Here is a 14,960-nt window from a genome sequence, read left to right on the forward strand (position 1 = left end):
TTTGCTTGTTCTCTTGTTTGTGGCACCTTTTCCGCGTTGTCTCGAGTATGAGCGTTGCAATTCCGCGGCTCATACTCGGACTAGCGCGTTCTGCATGCCACAAACAGGCCACTTAGCAATTTTTGGAGGGGTCGACTTCGCGCTCAGCGATCTCCGTAATGGTCTTTGACCGAGAGAATGCACAGATCGTCGCCATCGAGCATATAGATGAGTCTGTTTGCGGAATCGATTCGCCGACTCCATGCGCCCTGCAGCCCCCATTTCAGTGGTTCGGGTTTGCCGATTCCCTCGAATGGGGACCGCAGTGTGTCGCGAATGAGTGTATTGATTCGTTTGAGTGTCCGTCTATCCTGTGATTGCCAGTACAGGTAGTCGTCCCATGCGTCATCCGTCCAACGCAACATGGCTTAGTCCTCCATAAGGGAGTGCGGGGTTGTGCTGCCGCTACGGATCTGGTCCATGCCGCGTTGGACCTTGTCGCGGAGATATGAATTCTGATAGACGCGCAGCGTCTCCATGAGCGAGTCGTAATCCGAGGCGCTCATCACCACCACATTATCCCGCTCGTCCTTGTTGGTGACCAATAGCATATCCGCATCATCATTGACCTGGCGTAAATAGGATTTAAGATCCTTGCGGAAATTCGTATATGCGACGGCAGTGACCATGACAACTCCTTTCTGTACAGAATATTGTACAGCATGATGGCTGTGAGTAGAACGTTTCCATGTTGCATATTGCGGGTAACGCTCATATTGGTTTCCAAAGGGCGGTTGCTAAGGCAAGACGCACGCTATCTCGCTTGTTTGTGGCAGATTTCGGGGGTTGGAATTTGCTTGTTCTCTTGTTTGTGGCACCTTTTTCGCGGTACCTCGAGTATGAGCGTTGTAATTCCGCGGCTCATACTCGGTTCAGTGCGTTTTAGGTGCCACAAACAAGCCACTTAGCAATTTTCGGAGGCTGTCGGCTTACCCAGAGATCCGATTACCGCATGCCCTCGAACATGTCGTTCGCGGAGACGACGGTCAGGTTCGATTCATGGCGCTCTCGTGCGGCGGATGCCAACTCGTCCGTCTTGACGAACAAGGCGTAGTGCCGTTCGGAATATCCGGGTATGAGATCGGCGCGGGAACGCAGCGTGGCGATGGTGTCCGCAATGTTCAGGTCGTTCTTCCACTTGCATTCGCCAAGCAGAATGCGCTTTTCGGATTCGTTCGCCGCGATCACATCGATATCGGTCTGCTGCTTGGTGTTGGGGTTCCCACCCCACCATTTTCCGAACTTCAAAGCGACGAAAGGAAGCCGGTCGCTGCCGTTGGCTCGCCAGAGCCATTGCATGCAGACGCTTTCGAACTGTTGTCCAACGTACGTGTCGAGTGCCGGGCCGAATACCATGTGCCGGGCGGTCAACTCACCTTGGCCGTTTTCCACGTTCACGATATTAGGGCTGACGAAACGGTACCAGAATGCGAAGAACGGGTCGGCGGGTTTCCGCAGTCCTTTTCGTGAACGGGAGGGGTCCTCTCCGAAGGGAACCTCGCGCTCAACCAATCCCAGATCTTCAAGCACGCGAAGGTACTTACTGAGGTTCGTGACAGGTTGTATGCCGGCCTGGTCGGCGATCTTGTTCTGTCTTGTCGTGCCGCTGCCGATCGCATCCATCACCGAGTTGTAGACCGTCGGGTCGCGCAGCTCCTGCCGAAGCAGCATAAGCGGCTCCTCATAGAGCAGGCCATTGGAAGAGAATAGCAGATTGGTCACGTTCTGCTCATAAGACAGGTCTGGCCGTATCTGCTGCAAGTAGTATGGGGTGCCGCCGAACGTGGCGTAATATCTGATGGCATCCTCCACCCCTGCGAAGTCGAGCATTTTTGCGGTGTCGAACACGTCGAAGGGCTTGAGCCGCAGCTGTCCGGTTCTGCGCCCGTACAGGGGACTTTTGTATCCCAGTACTTCGCTTTCCATGAATCCTTCGTTGCTGCCGCACAGCACCATCATGGTGTTCGTATTTGCGAAGCCGTGGTCTATGGCAACTTGCAACACCGATGGAAGAGAGGAATCGGCCATGGCCGCGTAGGGGAATTCGTCGAACACCAGAAGAAAACGTTCCGCCCGATCCCTGGCCTGTTCGATGATGAAATCGAACGCGTCCTGCCATGTGTCAAAGGAGAACATGCCTTCGGGCAGATGGAAGAAGCGTTGAACGGCGTGTGAGAAATCGCGCAGGTTGTTCCGTGTGGTTTGTTGGCGCGCGGTGAAGTACAGCGTGTTCTTGTCTTTGGAGAACTCGTCTAGCAATGCGGTCTTGCCCACGCGCCTGCGGCCGAGCAGCACCATCATCTGAAACGTGGTCTGCTCCCACATGGTGTTGAGTGCTTCAAGTTCCTTGAGTCGTCCGACGAACATGGTCACCTCGTCACTGTTTTATGCTTATGAGTATTATACTCATAAGCATAAAACAGCAGAAATCTGCTCTTGGATCAGTGATTTGTTGGTGCTGGAGCAAACTGTGACTTCGGGAAACCAGCAAGCAACATCTGAGATCGGAAATTTCAAAGCAGATCAGTCTGGTCGTCGGCCAGCCGATTGGTTTTTTTCGCTGAGTTTTGCCATGCAGCCGAGTATCTCAGTATTCATCTGATCGTGCCTCTCAGCCCATTGGAGAATGGTCTGCCATGTCTGGTCGGGTATGTTTTCGAGGAATACGCGATGTTCTTCCGTTTCGGAACTTACGTTGCTTTCCTTAGTTTTTAGCGATGCTTCAGGATCGGCTGATTCAATTTGAAATCCTTTGGATACAGCTCGTTCGAGCAGATAATTCAGCGCATCAATATTGACTTGTTCGTCATCTTTCTGATTGATCAAAACATGCAACGATTCTTGGCTCTCACTGCTGAGTAGTCTGTTTTTAGCGGCAAAGGCTAGTAGGCTGCGGCATACGCTAATCGGGAATGATTGCCATTCCGTTGTGCTGAGATTGCAAGTATCTGCTTGAGCGCTGGCACGCTTGTGGCGTGGTCCGGAGCTATAGGCAGGTTTATGTCCGCCGGTGTTTGGAGGTACCGTTCCATTTGTCGTATGTGATAGAGATGAAACCGTCTCGATGGAGGTTGGCATAACGGTTGTCGTTAAGCTAAAAGAGGTATCGTCAGCATCATCATATGCATCATTGAGTAAGCAAGAAGGTAAATGCTTGAGCTGATTCCAACAGTCCTCTTTTTTGGCCCATTCGCTTACATTTTGCGTTGGGCGTTCTTCCTCATTGAGGATGCTGCTGGCTTGCTTTCCTGCGCGAAGAAGAGACGCGGTCATGCTTTCATTGATACTTTGGTTATGCCATATAGAGGTAAAATCGCATTTTTTGCCAGCTTTTGACAGATCATAGGAATATTTGGCGATGGCATATTCGGTGATATTGGCTTGATATGCTCCGCGATACCAATCAGCTTGTTTTATGCGCTTATATAGCGTATCGAAAATAATGCGTTTGCAAACTAATTGTTCGAAGTATTCCTGATCGAGTTCTTCGTCAATATGCTCATTCTTGGATTGCTCTTTTGCGAAGATTGCGAAGCATTTCTGAGCGCCAAGGCTGGCGACATATGGCTTCTGATCCCAACAAACCAAATATTTCGGGGCGTCTACCATTTTGATACGCAGTTTGCGTGGATTCAGCTTTTCGAACCTTTTTCTCTCCGTTGCAGATGCGAAGCGGTTTTTCTCATTGTCGTATTGCCCTCGGGTTCGCTCATAATACCAATGAGTTCGTTCGGCTCCGTTAATCATAGGCGTGAATATCTGTTGAGAGAGCTGTTGCAGCTTGACCTGGTAATCGCTATTAGAAGAGAAGTCTGCTTCTGCCACCTTGTTCTGACTGTTCGTATACCGAGAAATATCGGGAATTAAATCCTCTTTAGCCTCGTTGCCAACTACGACCAATTTCATCGGAACAAATACTTTGCTCAAGTCGGTCTTATCTTTTTTCCGAGTGTAGAAAAGAGATGCTGTAGTTTGTCCGCCATTGACGATTTGCAAATCATCTAGTCTCGAGATGCAGCCAAAGTTATCTGTGATGACAGAGGAGGCTGTGGCGGTAAGTCCATTGTTGTAGGCAACGAAATATTCAGCCCGCAAACAAATCAATAATAGGTATCCTTTTACGCATGTTCCGCCTTTCCTGGTGTTTTCCAGGATAGCGATGTGCATGGAGAATTTTGTGGATCGACTTAGCTGACTAATCTTGGGAAGGGGTTAGATTCGGCGTATTTGAAGTGGAAAATAGGCGTTTTAAATAAGCGAAGAACGCAAAGAGAAAGAGGGTGTGTCCGGAATCATCAGATTCCGGACACACCCTCTTCGTTTACGAGCGGTCTATATCAAACCCGGTCCTGGAGCATCAGGCGGCGAAATACTCCACGCCAGCTGCGAACAGCGGCTGGTCCTTCTCGCCGGGCACGTTCACGAACGTACCGTTGCTGTAGCGCTCGGAGTGGCCCATCTTGCCGAACACGCGGCCGTCCGGGCTGGTGATGCCTTCGATGGCCAACAGCGAACCGTTCGGGTTCACGTCCAGGTCCATGCCCGGCACGCCGGCCTCGTCCACGTACTGCGTGGCGATCTGGCCGTTGGCCTTGAGCTGGGCGAGCACATCGTCGGAGGCCACGAAGCGGCCCTCGCCGTGGGAGATGGCGATGGTGTGCATGTCGCCCACCTCGGTCTTCGCCAGCCACGGGGAGAGGTTCGAAGCCACGCGGGTGCGCACCAGGCGGCTCTGGTGGCGGCCGATGGTGTTGAACGTCAGCGTTGGGCATTCGGCGGTCATCGGCACGATGTCGCCGTACGGCACCAGGCCGAGCTTGATGAGCGCCTGGAAGCCGTTGCAGATGCCGAGCATCAGGCCGTCGCGGTTGTTCAGCAGGTCGCGCACGGCCTCGGTCACGGCCGGGGCGCGGAAGAACGCGGTGATGAACTTGGCGGAGCCGTCCGGTTCGTCGCCGCCGGAGAAGCCGCCGGGGATCATGATGATCTGGCTCTTCTTGATCTCCTCTACCAACGCGTTGGTGGATTCGGCCACGGCCGCCGGGGTGAGGTTGTTTACGATAAGCGTGCTCACGTCGGCGCCCGCGCGTTCGAAGGCTGCGGCGGAATCGTATTCGCAGTTGTTGCCCGGGAACACGGGGATGATCACATGCGGCTTGGCCACGCCGGTGCCGGTGTACACGGTCTTCTTCGGAGCGTTGAAGGACACGGTCTCGACGGTCTTGCCCTTCTCATCGCCCTTGGAACGGTACGGGAACACGGATTCGATGCCGTCCTCCCATGCATCCTGCAGCTCGGCCAGGTCGAGCGTTTCGCCGGCGGCCACGAACTGGTAGGCCTCGGTGGTCTCGCCGACCTCGCTGACCTCCACCAGGTTGGACACGGCCGGAACCTTCGCAGCGTCGGCAAGTTCGATGATGAAGGAGCCGTAGGCCGGGGCGAACAGGTCGTCCACGCTGATGCCGTCGGCCAGCTTCACGCCGATCTGGTTGCCGACCGTCATCTTGAAGATCGCTTCGGCGGTCGCGCCATAACCCGGCGTGGACACAGCCAGCGCATCGCCGAAATCGGTAAGCTCCTCAACCGCGGAGAACACCTCCAGCAACGCATCCTTGTCTGGCGTGAGGCCATCGGCCTTATAGCGCGGGGTGATGCGGACCACACGGTGGCCGGCGCCCTTGAACTCGGGGGAGGTGGCGCGCTTCATATTGCCCACCGCCACGGCGAAGGAGATTAGGGTCGGTGGAACGTCAAGCTGCTCGAAGGTGCCGGACATGGAGTCCTTGCCGCCGATCGCGCCCGCGCCCAGATCCACCTGGGCCATCAGGGCGCCCAGCACGGCGGCCATCGGCTTGCCCCAGCGTTCCGGCTCGTCGCGCAGCTTCTCGAAGTACTCTTGGAAGCTCAGATATGCATTCTCATGCTCGAAGCCGGCGGCCACCAGCTTGGACAGCGACTCGACCACGGACAGGTACGCGCCCGTGAACTGGTTCTTCTCCATAATGTACGGGTTGAAGCCCCACGCCATCGCGGAAGCGGTGGTGGTCTCGCCGAACACCGGCAGCTTGGCGACCATGGCCATGTTCGGGGTCAGCTGCTTCCTACCGCCGAACGGCATGAGCACGGTGCCTGCACCGATGGTGGAATCGAAGCGTTCGGAAAGGCCCTTGTTGGAGGCCACGTTCAGATCGGTGAGCATGGTGTGCATGCGCTCGGCGAGCGTGCCGGTCTTCCACGGGGTGGCGTAGTCGTGCTGCGTCTCGACGTGCACCACCTGGTGCTTCGGAGCACCATTGGAGGCGAGGAATTCGCGCGACAGATCCACGATCGTGTCGCCGTTCCACACCATTGTCATGCGCGGATCCTCGGTCACGGTCGCGATGACCTCGGCTTCAAGGTTCTCCTCCTTGGCATAGCCCAGGAACTCGTCCACGTCTTCGGCTGCCACGTCCACGGCCATGCGCTCCTGGGATTCGGAGATCGCCAGTTCGGTGCCGTCCAGGCCCTCGTACTTCTTCGACACCTTGTTGAGGTCCACGTACAGGCCGTCGGCCAGCTCGCCGACGGCCACGGACACGCCGCCGGCGCCGAAATCGTTGCAGCGCTTGATCAGACGGCACGCGTCGCCACGGCGGAACAGACGCTGCAGCTTGCGCTCGACGGGGGCGTTGCCCTTCTGCACCTCGGCGCCGTCGAGTTCCAGCGATTCGACGTTATGCGCCTTGGACGCACCGGTGGCGCCGCCGATGCCGTCACGGCCGGTGCGACCGCCGAGCAGGATCACCTTGTCGCCCGGAGCCGGGGTCTCGCGGCGCACATGATCGGCCGGGGTCGCGGCCACAACCGCACCGACCTCCATGCGCTTGGCCACATAACCGGGGTGATAGATCTCATTCACCTGACCGGTGGCCAGACCGATCTGGTTGCCGTAGGAGGAATAGCCGGCCGCGGCGGTGGTGACGAGCTTGCGCTGAGGAAGCTTGCCTTCAAGCGTTTCGGACACCGGCACGGTCGGGTCGGCGGCACCGGTCACGCGCATGGCCTGGTACACGTAGGAGCGACCGGACAGCGGGTCGCGGATGCAGCCGCCGATGCAGGTGGCCGCGCCGCCGAACGGTTCGATCTCGGTGGGGTGGTTGTGGGTCTCGTTCTTGAACAGGAACAGCCAGTCCTCGTCGTGGCCGTTCACATCCACCTTCACCTTGACGGTGCAGGCGTTGATCTCCTCGGATTCGTCGAGGTTCTTCAGAATGCCGTTCTTCTTGAGCCACTTCGCGCCGATCGTGCCCATATCCATCAGGCACACCGGCTTGGCGTCGCGGCCCAGCTCGTGACGCATCTCAAGATACTTGTCGAACGCGGCCTGGACGGCGGCATCATCGATCTTGACATCGTCAAGCTGCGTGCCGAACGTGGTGTGACGGCAGTGATCGGACCAATACGTATCGATCACCTTGATTTCGGTGATCGTCGGGTCGCGCTGCTCCTCGGTGAAATGCTCGCGGCAGAACTGCAGGTCGGCCAGATCCATGGCTAGTCCGCGATCCTCGATGAACTGTTCGAGCTCGGCGTCGCTCATGGTGCGGAAACCGTCGATGACCTCCACCTTGCCGGGCACCGGCACCTGGGTCTTGAGCGTGGTCTTCACGTCCAGCGAGGCCTCACGCGCCTCCACCGGGTTGATCACGTAATGTTTGATGGCCTCGACGTCGGCTTCGGACAGTTCGCCTTCCAGCGCATACACCTTGGCGGAGCGCACGGTCGGGCGCTCGCCCTGGGAGATCAGCTGGATGCACTCGCTGGCGGAATCCGCGCGCTGGTCGAACTGGCCAGGCAGGTATTCCACGGCGAACACGGCCGCGCCGCCGAAATCGGGCAAATCGGCGGACACGTTGTCCACCTGCGGCTCGCTGAACACGGTCGGCGTGGCCTGGGCGAACAGCTCCTCGCTGATGCCTTCCACGTCGTAACGGTTGACGAGACGGACGTTCTTCAGGGCAGTGATGCCGAGGATGGTCTTGAGCTCATTGGCGAGCTGCTGCGCCTCGACGTTGAAGCCCGGCTTCTTTTCCACGTATACGCGAAAAACCATGGGTCAACTCCTTGAAAGGGGCTTAGAAAATTAGCGGATTGATGTGAAAGCGTTTGAAAACGTTGAAACGTTGGAATGCTGAAAACGGATGCGAAACAACGAAGCCCGCATCCGAGCTGATACTGCGGATGCGGGCTGTACGTGCGTCATTCGGCGACTTCGATGCCTTCGGACTTGGCGAGTCCGGCCAGGCGGCTTTCGATCTCCTCATAGGCGGGGATGATGTCGCCCAGATCGCGGCGGAACAGGTCCTTGTCGAGGTGTTCGACCTTGCCGGAGTGATCGCGCTGGTCCCACAGACGGCAGGAATCCGGGGTGATCTCGTCGGCGAGCAGCAGCGTGCCGTCGGAAGTGCGGCCCATTTCGATCTTGAAGTCCACGAGCTTGACGTCGATCTTGGCGAAGATCTCGATCAAGGCCTCGTTGATACGGCGGGCGAGCGGGGCGATCTCGGCCAGATCCTCACGGGTGCACACGCCGAGCGCCACCAGATCGTCGTCGTTCACGAACGGATCGTGCAGATCGTCGTTCTTCAGGAAGTATTCGAGCACCGGCTCCTTGAGCTCGATGCCCTCTTCGACGCCCAGGCGGGAGCAGAAGTGGCCGGCCGCGGTGTTGCGCAGCACGATTTCGAGCGGGAACATGGTGACCTTCTTGACCAGCTGGGAGGTCTCGCCCACGCGGGCGATCAGATGGCTGTCGATGCCGCGCCTCTTCAGCAAATCGAAGATCAGCGTGGTGATGAGGTTGTTCAGCCTGCCCTTGCCGGCGAAATCTTCCTTCTTCTCGCCGTCACCTGCGGTAGCGGAGTTCTTGTATTCGACCCAGAGGACCTCCGGATCGTCAGTTGCGTACAGTTGCTTGGCTTTGCCCTCGTAGAGCTTTTCCAACTTCTCCATTACTCGCCTTTCCTGGTGTTTGGGAGGTAGATAGTTTGGTGAACTTGACGGTTACAAGATACCAACGGGAGGCTACATTGACGCGGTTTCCGGGCGCGTTCCGCCAGGCCTGCGCCGGCATCCGCCGATTGGCTGTCAGGCGATGTCGATTTCGAGCGATTCGGCCACGTTCCCGGCTTTGGCACGCGCGTCGGCCGCGTCGCTTCCGATGGCCAGAGCCACGGCCATGCGGCGGTGTCCATGCACTTCCGGCTTCGCGAAGATGCGCAGGTCGGTGCCGGGCTTAGACAAAGCGGTGGCGACATTGCGGAATTCCACTTCGCCATTGCCCTGGACGACGATCGCATGGCTTGCCGCGACGGTGCCTTCCGGAATCGACAGCGCGACATGCTCCTGCGTGATCGGCAGCCCGAGAATCGCGCGCGCATGCAGTGCGAACTCGCTCAATCGCTGGGACATCATCGTGACCATGCCTGTGTCGTGCGGGCGGGGGGAGACCTCGTTGAACAGCACGGAACCGTTGATCAGCACGAACAGCTCCACGCCGAACACGCCCCAGCCTTTTTCGCCGGATTTCCGGGCCTTCGCAACCAGTCCCTCCACGGCGGTACGGGCGATGTGCTGCGCCTGCGCGAGCACGTCCTGGGTGAAGGAGGCGGGCTGCCATGATTCGCGATAGTCACCGCTTTCCTGACGCTGTCCGATGGGCGAGCATGTCACGATGCCGGCGCTGGAGCTGACCGTCAGCACCGTCAGCTCGTAATCAAGCGGTGCCAACGCCTCCACGATCACGCGGGAAACGTCGCCTTCATCGTGCGCGCGCCGGCCTTCCTGCGCTTCCGTCCAAGCCGCGTCGATAGCGTCCGCGGAACGTACCACGGACTGTCCATGGCCCGAAGAGCTCATGATCGGCTTGACCACGCATGGGTAGCCGACGATCTCGGCGCCCGCGCGCAGTTCCTCCAGGGAACCGGCGAAACGGTACGGGGTGGTCGGCAGGCCAAGTTCCTCATGCGCGAGCACGCGCAGACGTTCACGATCCATGCAGATCGCCGCGATTTCGGCGCTTGGAACCACCTGCGCGCCATGTTCCGCCGCGGCGGCGAGTTCCGAAGTGGCGATCGCCTCGACTTCCGGCACGATGATGTCCGGTTTGATCTCGTCGAACAATGCGCGCAGCTCGGTGGCGTTGGCCATGTCGAGCACGCGGTATTCGTGCGCCACCTGCTGGGCTGGGGCGCCTGTGTAGGAATCGGCCGCGCACACCCAGGCGCCCAGCCTCATGAGTTCGATGATGACTTCCTTGCCCAGTTCGCCGGAACCAAGGAACAGGACGCGGGTCGGATGCTTGCCAAGCGGAGTGCCAAGGGCACGATTCTCTTCAGTCATGGCTCCTATTGTGCCATCGGCGTAGGATGGAACGCATGTCAGAGCAAGAGAAGCAGGAATCACGGCGCCCCCTGACCATTGCCATGGTGGTTGATACGTCAGGCAATCGTGGGAATGGAACCTCGAATTCCGCGTTGCAATGGGCCGAGGAGCTGGAACGCCAAGGGCATCATGTTCGTTTGGTGGGCATCGGCGCCCCCGAATATCCGGCGCGTGTCAATCATGTGCCTCTGGTCAGCTGGGTAGCCAGAAAGCAGCAGATGCAGTTCGCCGAACCAAGCGACACGCTGTTCCGGACCGCGTTCCAAGGGGTGGACGTGGTGCATATCTACACGCCGTTCCGATTCGGCCAGCATGCATGCAGAATCGCCAAGCAGATGGGAATCGCGGTCACCGCCGGCTACCACGTGCAGCCGGAGAACATCACGTATTCCGCCGGGCCGCTGAAGTATGTGCCGGGCATTGATTCGTTCATCTACTGGCTGTTCGATATGTGGCTGTATCGCAAGATCGGGCATGTGCATGTGCCGACGGAGCTGGGGGCGAGCCTGCTGCGATCGCACGGCTACAAGTCGAAGCTGCACGTCATTTCCAACGGCTATGAATCCCGGTTCACCGCGAAACGCCAGCGCAGTGTCGATGAGCCGGCGCCTGTTCCATTCCGTATCGTGGCCTCGGGGCGATTGACCAATGAAAAGAATCATGTCGCGCTGATTCGGGCGATCGCCCGTTGCCGGCATGCGCAGGACATCGAACTGACGATCGCCGGTACAGGTCCGCTGAAAAAGAAGCTGCAGCGGCTCGCGAAGCGCTTGCTGTCCCGTCCGGCTTCGATTGGCTTCCACAAGAATGGGGATATGCCGGCGTTATTGCGCTCCGGCGATTTGCTGGTGCATCCCTCGATTGCCGACCTTGAATCGGTGAGCGTCATCGAAGGCATGGCGGCCGGCTTGGTACCCGTGATTGCGTCATCGTCATTGAGCGCCGCCGGACAGTTTGCGTTGCGGGACGAGTCATTGTTCCCTGTGGGTGATGTGGATGCGCTGTCCAGACGCATCGATTGGTGGATTGACCATCCGGCTGAACTCGCGCAGTGGGGTGCCATCTACGCGGAACACACCAAGACCAATTATTCCGTGGAATCCTCCGTACGAAAGTTCGTGGCTATGGAACGTGAAGCCATTGCCGACAACCGACGGTAGCTCGTAATCGTCGTACAAGGTGGGGGCGAGCGGTTTTCCTTCCGGCTCGGCCCCACCTTGTACGACGAAATTAATCTTTTATAGCAATGAGATGAGCTGCTCCACCTGCTCATCCGTAGTGGCCCAACTGGTGCAGATGCGCATCACGGTATGCGTGTCGTCCGCCTTCTCCATGAAACCGAGGCGTACGTGGCGCTGCAGCCGTTCTGAGGTCTCGTCGTCAAGCGTGATGAAGATCTGGTTGGTCGGAGCGTCGAAGGTCAGCGTATAGCCGCGTTCCGTCAGCACCTCGCGGATACGGTCCGCCGCGTCGTTGGCGTGACGGGCGATGCGGCAGTACAAATCGTCGGTGAACAGTGTGTCGAACTGCAGTCCCAGCAGCCATCCCTTCGCCAACAATGCTCCATGCTGCTTGACGAGCGTCACGAAGTGTTGCGGCATGTTGCCATGCGTGAACACCACGGCCTCGCCGAACATTGCACCCACCTTGGTGCCGCCGATATAGAACACGTCGGCGAGACGCGCCACATCCTCAAGCGTCACGTCATTGCCCGTTGCGGTAAGCGCATAGCCAAGTCGTGCGCCGTCGATGAACAATGGCATATCGTACTTCGTGCAGACCTTGCGGATCGCCTCGAGCTCGGCCAGCGTGTACAGCGTGCCGTATTCGGTGGCCTGCGAAATGTACACGCAGCCGGGGAACACCATATGCGTGTAGTTGCCGTCCGCGTAGAACGTTGCGCAATACTCTTCGAGCTCTTTCGCGTCGATCTTGCCGTTGTGGTGGGGGAGGGTGAGCACCTTGTGCCCGGTGAATTCAATGGCTCCGGCCTCATGCACATTCACATGACCGGTGTTCGCCGCCACCACGCCGGCGTACTGCGGAGTGATGGAATCGATGACGACCTGATTGGTCTGCGTTCCTCCGACCAGGAAGAAGATCTCCGCGTCAGGGCATCCGCAGGCCTGTTGGATTTTGGCCTTCGCACTGGCGCAGATGTCGTCGTTGCCGTAGCCGGGATACTGATCATGCGCGGTTTCGGCGAGACGGGTGATGACTTCCGGGGTCGCGGCGCAGGAATAGTCATTTTCGAAAGACAGCAATGTGCGTATCCCTTCCTGTTTTCATGCGGTTGAAAACGCGTTGGTCGGTGGATGTCATAGATAGCAAAAAACCTCGGAATTACTTCCGAGGTTTCGTAGCTGGGTGGCTAACGCGGCTCGAACGCGCGACCTTCTGAACCACAATCAGATGCTCTACCAACTGAGCTATAGCCACCATGTTCTCACTTCCATGCGGAAGCGCAACAGATGAACACTATACACGGTTTTCGGATTTCGCGCGCATCGGCGTGTTGCGCGTTCCAGCGCTTTGGTATTCCCGCCGCGTTCATTATGTGAACAACGTGTTACGCGTCCGATGAGCCGCTGCGTAGTTTATAGGCGATTTCGACTGAAGGTGTCACAACGGGGTCGGCGGATTGCCGGCCCCGTTTGTTTTCCGGAACGGAAGACGGTGGCATACGAGAGAGGGAGAGGAACAATGCAGAAGATCAAAGCCTTTGGTGATTGGCTCACCAAGTGGTTCACCCTGATCGTGATCGTGTGGGCGGTCTTCAACTACTTCGTGCCGCAGACCAGCCTGTGGGGCAAGTCCTATACCGGTTATTTCCTTGGCATCGTGCTGTTCGGCATGGGCCTGACGTTGACGCTTGACGATTTCAAGCGCATTCTGACCCAGCCGTTGATGGTCATCGTCGGCACGGTGGCGCATTTCGTGATCATGCCGTTGGTGGCTGTGCTGCTGTGCTGGATCTTCCATCTCGATGGCGCGCTTGCGGTCGGCGTGATTCTGGTCGGTTGCTGCCCATCCGGCACCTCGTCCAACGTGATGAGCTACCTGAGCCGTGGCGATGTGGCTCTTGACGTGTCCATCGGCATCCTGTCCACGCTGTGCGCGCCGTTCATGATTCCGCTGCTGATGCAGTGGCTCGCTTCCCAGTATGTGACGGTGCCGGTCCAGTCCCTCTTCCTGAACGCGGTCAAGGTCGTGCTGTTTCCGATCGCGCTTGGCGTGATCTGCCACGCGATTTTCAAGGAGAAGATCGAGAAGGTCACGGTGGCACTGCCCATCGTCTCTCAGGTGGCCATCCTGCTCATCATCGGCGTTGTGGTGGCGGCCAATGGCCCGAAGCTGTTCGTGTCCTCCTCGCTGCTGGCCATCCCGGTGGTCATCCTGCACAACCTGTGCGGGTATGCGCTGGGCTTCGGTTTCTCGAAGCTCATGTACAAGGTATATCCGAAGGGCTTCCGCTATGCCCAGCAGAAGGCCATCACCTTCGAGGTCGGCATGCAGGACTCCGCTTTGGGTGCCACGCTGGCCCTGAGCTCGTTCGCGTCCAATCCGCTGGCGGCCGTGCCGTCCACATTCTTCAGCGTGTGGCACAACATCTCCGGTTCGGTGCTGTCCAGCTGGTGGCGCGAGCATGATGACAAGCATCAGATCCACCCGGATTCCGACAATGGTGAGAAGGGATCCGCAGCCAAGGCTTCGGAAGCCGGGGACGCCGTCAAGGATGAGTCCGAGGAAACGGTCAACGCCTGAATGTGATTCGTGGCATCGGCCAGGCATCCTCTGAACCGTACAGAACGGTTCAGAGGATGTTCTGTTTTGACCTGTTTTTCCATGGCGATGTTAAATTGTGTTGCTTTGCGCTGAAGTTCGGTTAGGTATTGAAAATATTGGGATTTAGGGGTGTTTTGCCCCGTGTCATATGTTCGTTTGCGGTATACTAAAGGTGAAGGCCGGAGTTGCGGATCGGTCGAGAATTCGTCAGGTCGCAATGAAGCGTCGATGGCCGTGAGGCCCATGCGCAACGCCTTCAAGATATAACTGAAGAACAACCGAATATAGCGATTCGAGATGGCGGCATAGGCAGTACGGCGAGGACGCCGGGCCGCATGGGGTTATGAAAAGACTCAGAGGTTTGAAGCGATGCGCGCAAGGTGGCGCGTGGGAGAGTGGCTCCGATGCCAGGATGGCGTCGGAGCCACTCTCCGTATAACGGCCGTTGCTGTCGCGACACGATTATCCAGCATTGTCCGGCAGACCCGTATACTGGTAATTCGTGTGTGCCAACGGCATGCCTTATGTAACAGGCGTGCGGGTTGGGATATCCCGGAACTCGATTGCATCACGCGCAGCAATGCGGCGGTGAGAGAGGGACGGGCCATCGGGCCGGTGGACTGTGGCTATCTCTACGATTCATGTCGTTGGAGTGTGGGCGCAGTGCGGCGGTCACACGAAACCAAGAGAAACCACTGAATCGGAGAATTCAA

General features: G+C 57.9%; 10 protein-coding genes and 1 tRNA gene. 2 read left to right on the forward strand and 9 right to left on the reverse strand.

The window, feature by feature from the left end; all coding sequences use genetic code 11:
- Nucleotides 1-143 precede the first annotated feature (143 nt).
- The 7 genes from OU26_RS03960 to purT form a co-directional block, all read right to left on the reverse strand.
- Complete coding sequence (locus OU26_RS03960) at nt 144-404, reverse strand: Txe/YoeB family addiction module toxin (RefSeq protein WP_026646364.1); 261 nt, start codon at nt 402-404, stop codon at nt 144-146.
- 3 nt (nt 405-407) lie between these two features.
- Entirely contained in the window at nt 408-668 is a 261-nt protein-coding gene (locus OU26_RS03965) for a type II toxin-antitoxin system Phd/YefM family antitoxin (RefSeq protein WP_026646365.1), read from the reverse strand.
- A 316-nt stretch (nt 669-984) separates the two neighbouring features.
- A complete protein-coding gene (locus OU26_RS03970) occupies nt 985-2,406 on the reverse strand; it encodes an ATP-binding protein (protein ID WP_026646366.1) in 1,422 nt (473 codons plus the stop codon).
- 156 nt (nt 2,407-2,562) lie between these two features.
- Nucleotides 2,563-4,206: an AIPR family protein gene (locus tag OU26_RS09650; protein WP_051916205.1), complete on the reverse strand. Its 1,644-nt coding sequence runs from the start codon at nt 4,204-4,206 to the stop codon at nt 2,563-2,565.
- A gap of 190 nt (nt 4,207-4,396) precedes the next feature.
- Nucleotides 4,397-8,131 carry a phosphoribosylformylglycinamidine synthase gene (locus tag OU26_RS03980; protein WP_026646367.1) on the reverse strand — a complete coding sequence of 1,245 codons (3,735 nt, stop codon included), beginning with the start codon at nt 8,129-8,131 and terminating at the stop codon, nt 4,397-4,399.
- Between the two features lie 146 nt (nt 8,132-8,277).
- Entirely contained in the window at nt 8,278-9,030 is a 753-nt protein-coding gene (gene purC, locus OU26_RS03985; RefSeq protein ID WP_026646368.1) for a phosphoribosylaminoimidazolesuccinocarboxamide synthase, read from the reverse strand.
- Between the two features lie 135 nt (nt 9,031-9,165).
- Complete coding sequence (gene purT, locus OU26_RS03990) at nt 9,166-10,419, reverse strand: formate-dependent phosphoribosylglycinamide formyltransferase (RefSeq protein WP_026646369.1); 1,254 nt, start codon at nt 10,417-10,419, stop codon at nt 9,166-9,168.
- A 26-nt stretch (nt 10,420-10,445) separates the two neighbouring features.
- Between purT and OU26_RS03995 the strand changes: the two genes are divergently transcribed.
- On the forward strand, nt 10,446-11,621 hold the full coding sequence (locus tag OU26_RS03995; protein WP_026646370.1) for a glycosyltransferase: 1,176 nt from the start codon (nt 10,446-10,448) through the stop codon (nt 11,619-11,621).
- Between the two features lie 78 nt (nt 11,622-11,699).
- Here the strand turns inward: OU26_RS03995 and OU26_RS04000 are convergent, their stop codons facing one another.
- Both OU26_RS04000 and OU26_RS04005 read right to left on the reverse strand, forming a co-directional pair.
- Nucleotides 11,700-12,725 carry a threonine aldolase family protein gene (locus OU26_RS04000; protein ID WP_026646371.1) on the reverse strand — a complete coding sequence of 342 codons (1,026 nt, stop codon included), beginning with the start codon at nt 12,723-12,725 and terminating at the stop codon, nt 11,700-11,702.
- A gap of 102 nt (nt 12,726-12,827) precedes the next feature.
- Nucleotides 12,828-12,900 (reverse strand) — tRNA-His (locus OU26_RS04005).
- Between the two features lie 264 nt (nt 12,901-13,164).
- On the opposite strand from OU26_RS04005, the gene OU26_RS04010 reads away from it, so the two are divergent.
- Nucleotides 13,165-14,226: a bile acid:sodium symporter family protein gene (locus tag OU26_RS04010; protein ID WP_026646372.1), complete on the forward strand. Its 1,062-nt coding sequence runs from the start codon at nt 13,165-13,167 to the stop codon at nt 14,224-14,226.
- The last annotated feature ends 734 nt before the right edge of the window (nt 14,227-14,960 follow it).

The sequence above is a fragment of the Bifidobacterium ruminantium DSM 6489 genome (assembly GCF_000770925.1).
Lineage (GTDB): Bacteria > Actinomycetota > Actinomycetes > Actinomycetales > Bifidobacteriaceae > Bifidobacterium > Bifidobacterium ruminantium.

Coding starts and splice junctions, on each gene's coding strand:
- OU26_RS03960 (WP_026646364.1), bottom strand. CDS start 404: ATGTTGCGTTGGACGGATGACGCATGGGACGACTACCTGTACTGGCAA.
- OU26_RS03965 (WP_026646365.1), bottom strand. CDS start 668: ATGGTCACTGCCGTCGCATATACGAATTTCCGCAAGGATCTTAAATCC.
- OU26_RS03970 (WP_026646366.1), bottom strand. CDS start 2,406: ATGTTCGTCGGACGACTCAAGGAACTTGAAGCACTCAACACCATGTGG.
- OU26_RS09650 (WP_051916205.1), bottom strand. CDS start 4,206: ATGCACATCGCTATCCTGGAAAACACCAGGAAAGGCGGAACATGCGTA.
- OU26_RS03980 (WP_026646367.1), bottom strand. CDS start 8,131: ATGGTTTTTCGCGTATACGTGGAAAAGAAGCCGGGCTTCAACGTCGAG.
- purC (WP_026646368.1), bottom strand. CDS start 9,030: ATGGAGAAGTTGGAAAAGCTCTACGAGGGCAAAGCCAAGCAACTGTAC.
- purT (WP_026646369.1), bottom strand. CDS start 10,419: ATGACTGAAGAGAATCGTGCCCTTGGCACTCCGCTTGGCAAGCATCCG.
- OU26_RS03995 (WP_026646370.1), top strand. CDS start 10,446: ATGGAACGCATGTCAGAGCAAGAGAAGCAGGAATCACGGCGCCCCCTG.
- OU26_RS04010 (WP_026646372.1), top strand. CDS start 13,165: ATGCAGAAGATCAAAGCCTTTGGTGATTGGCTCACCAAGTGGTTCACC.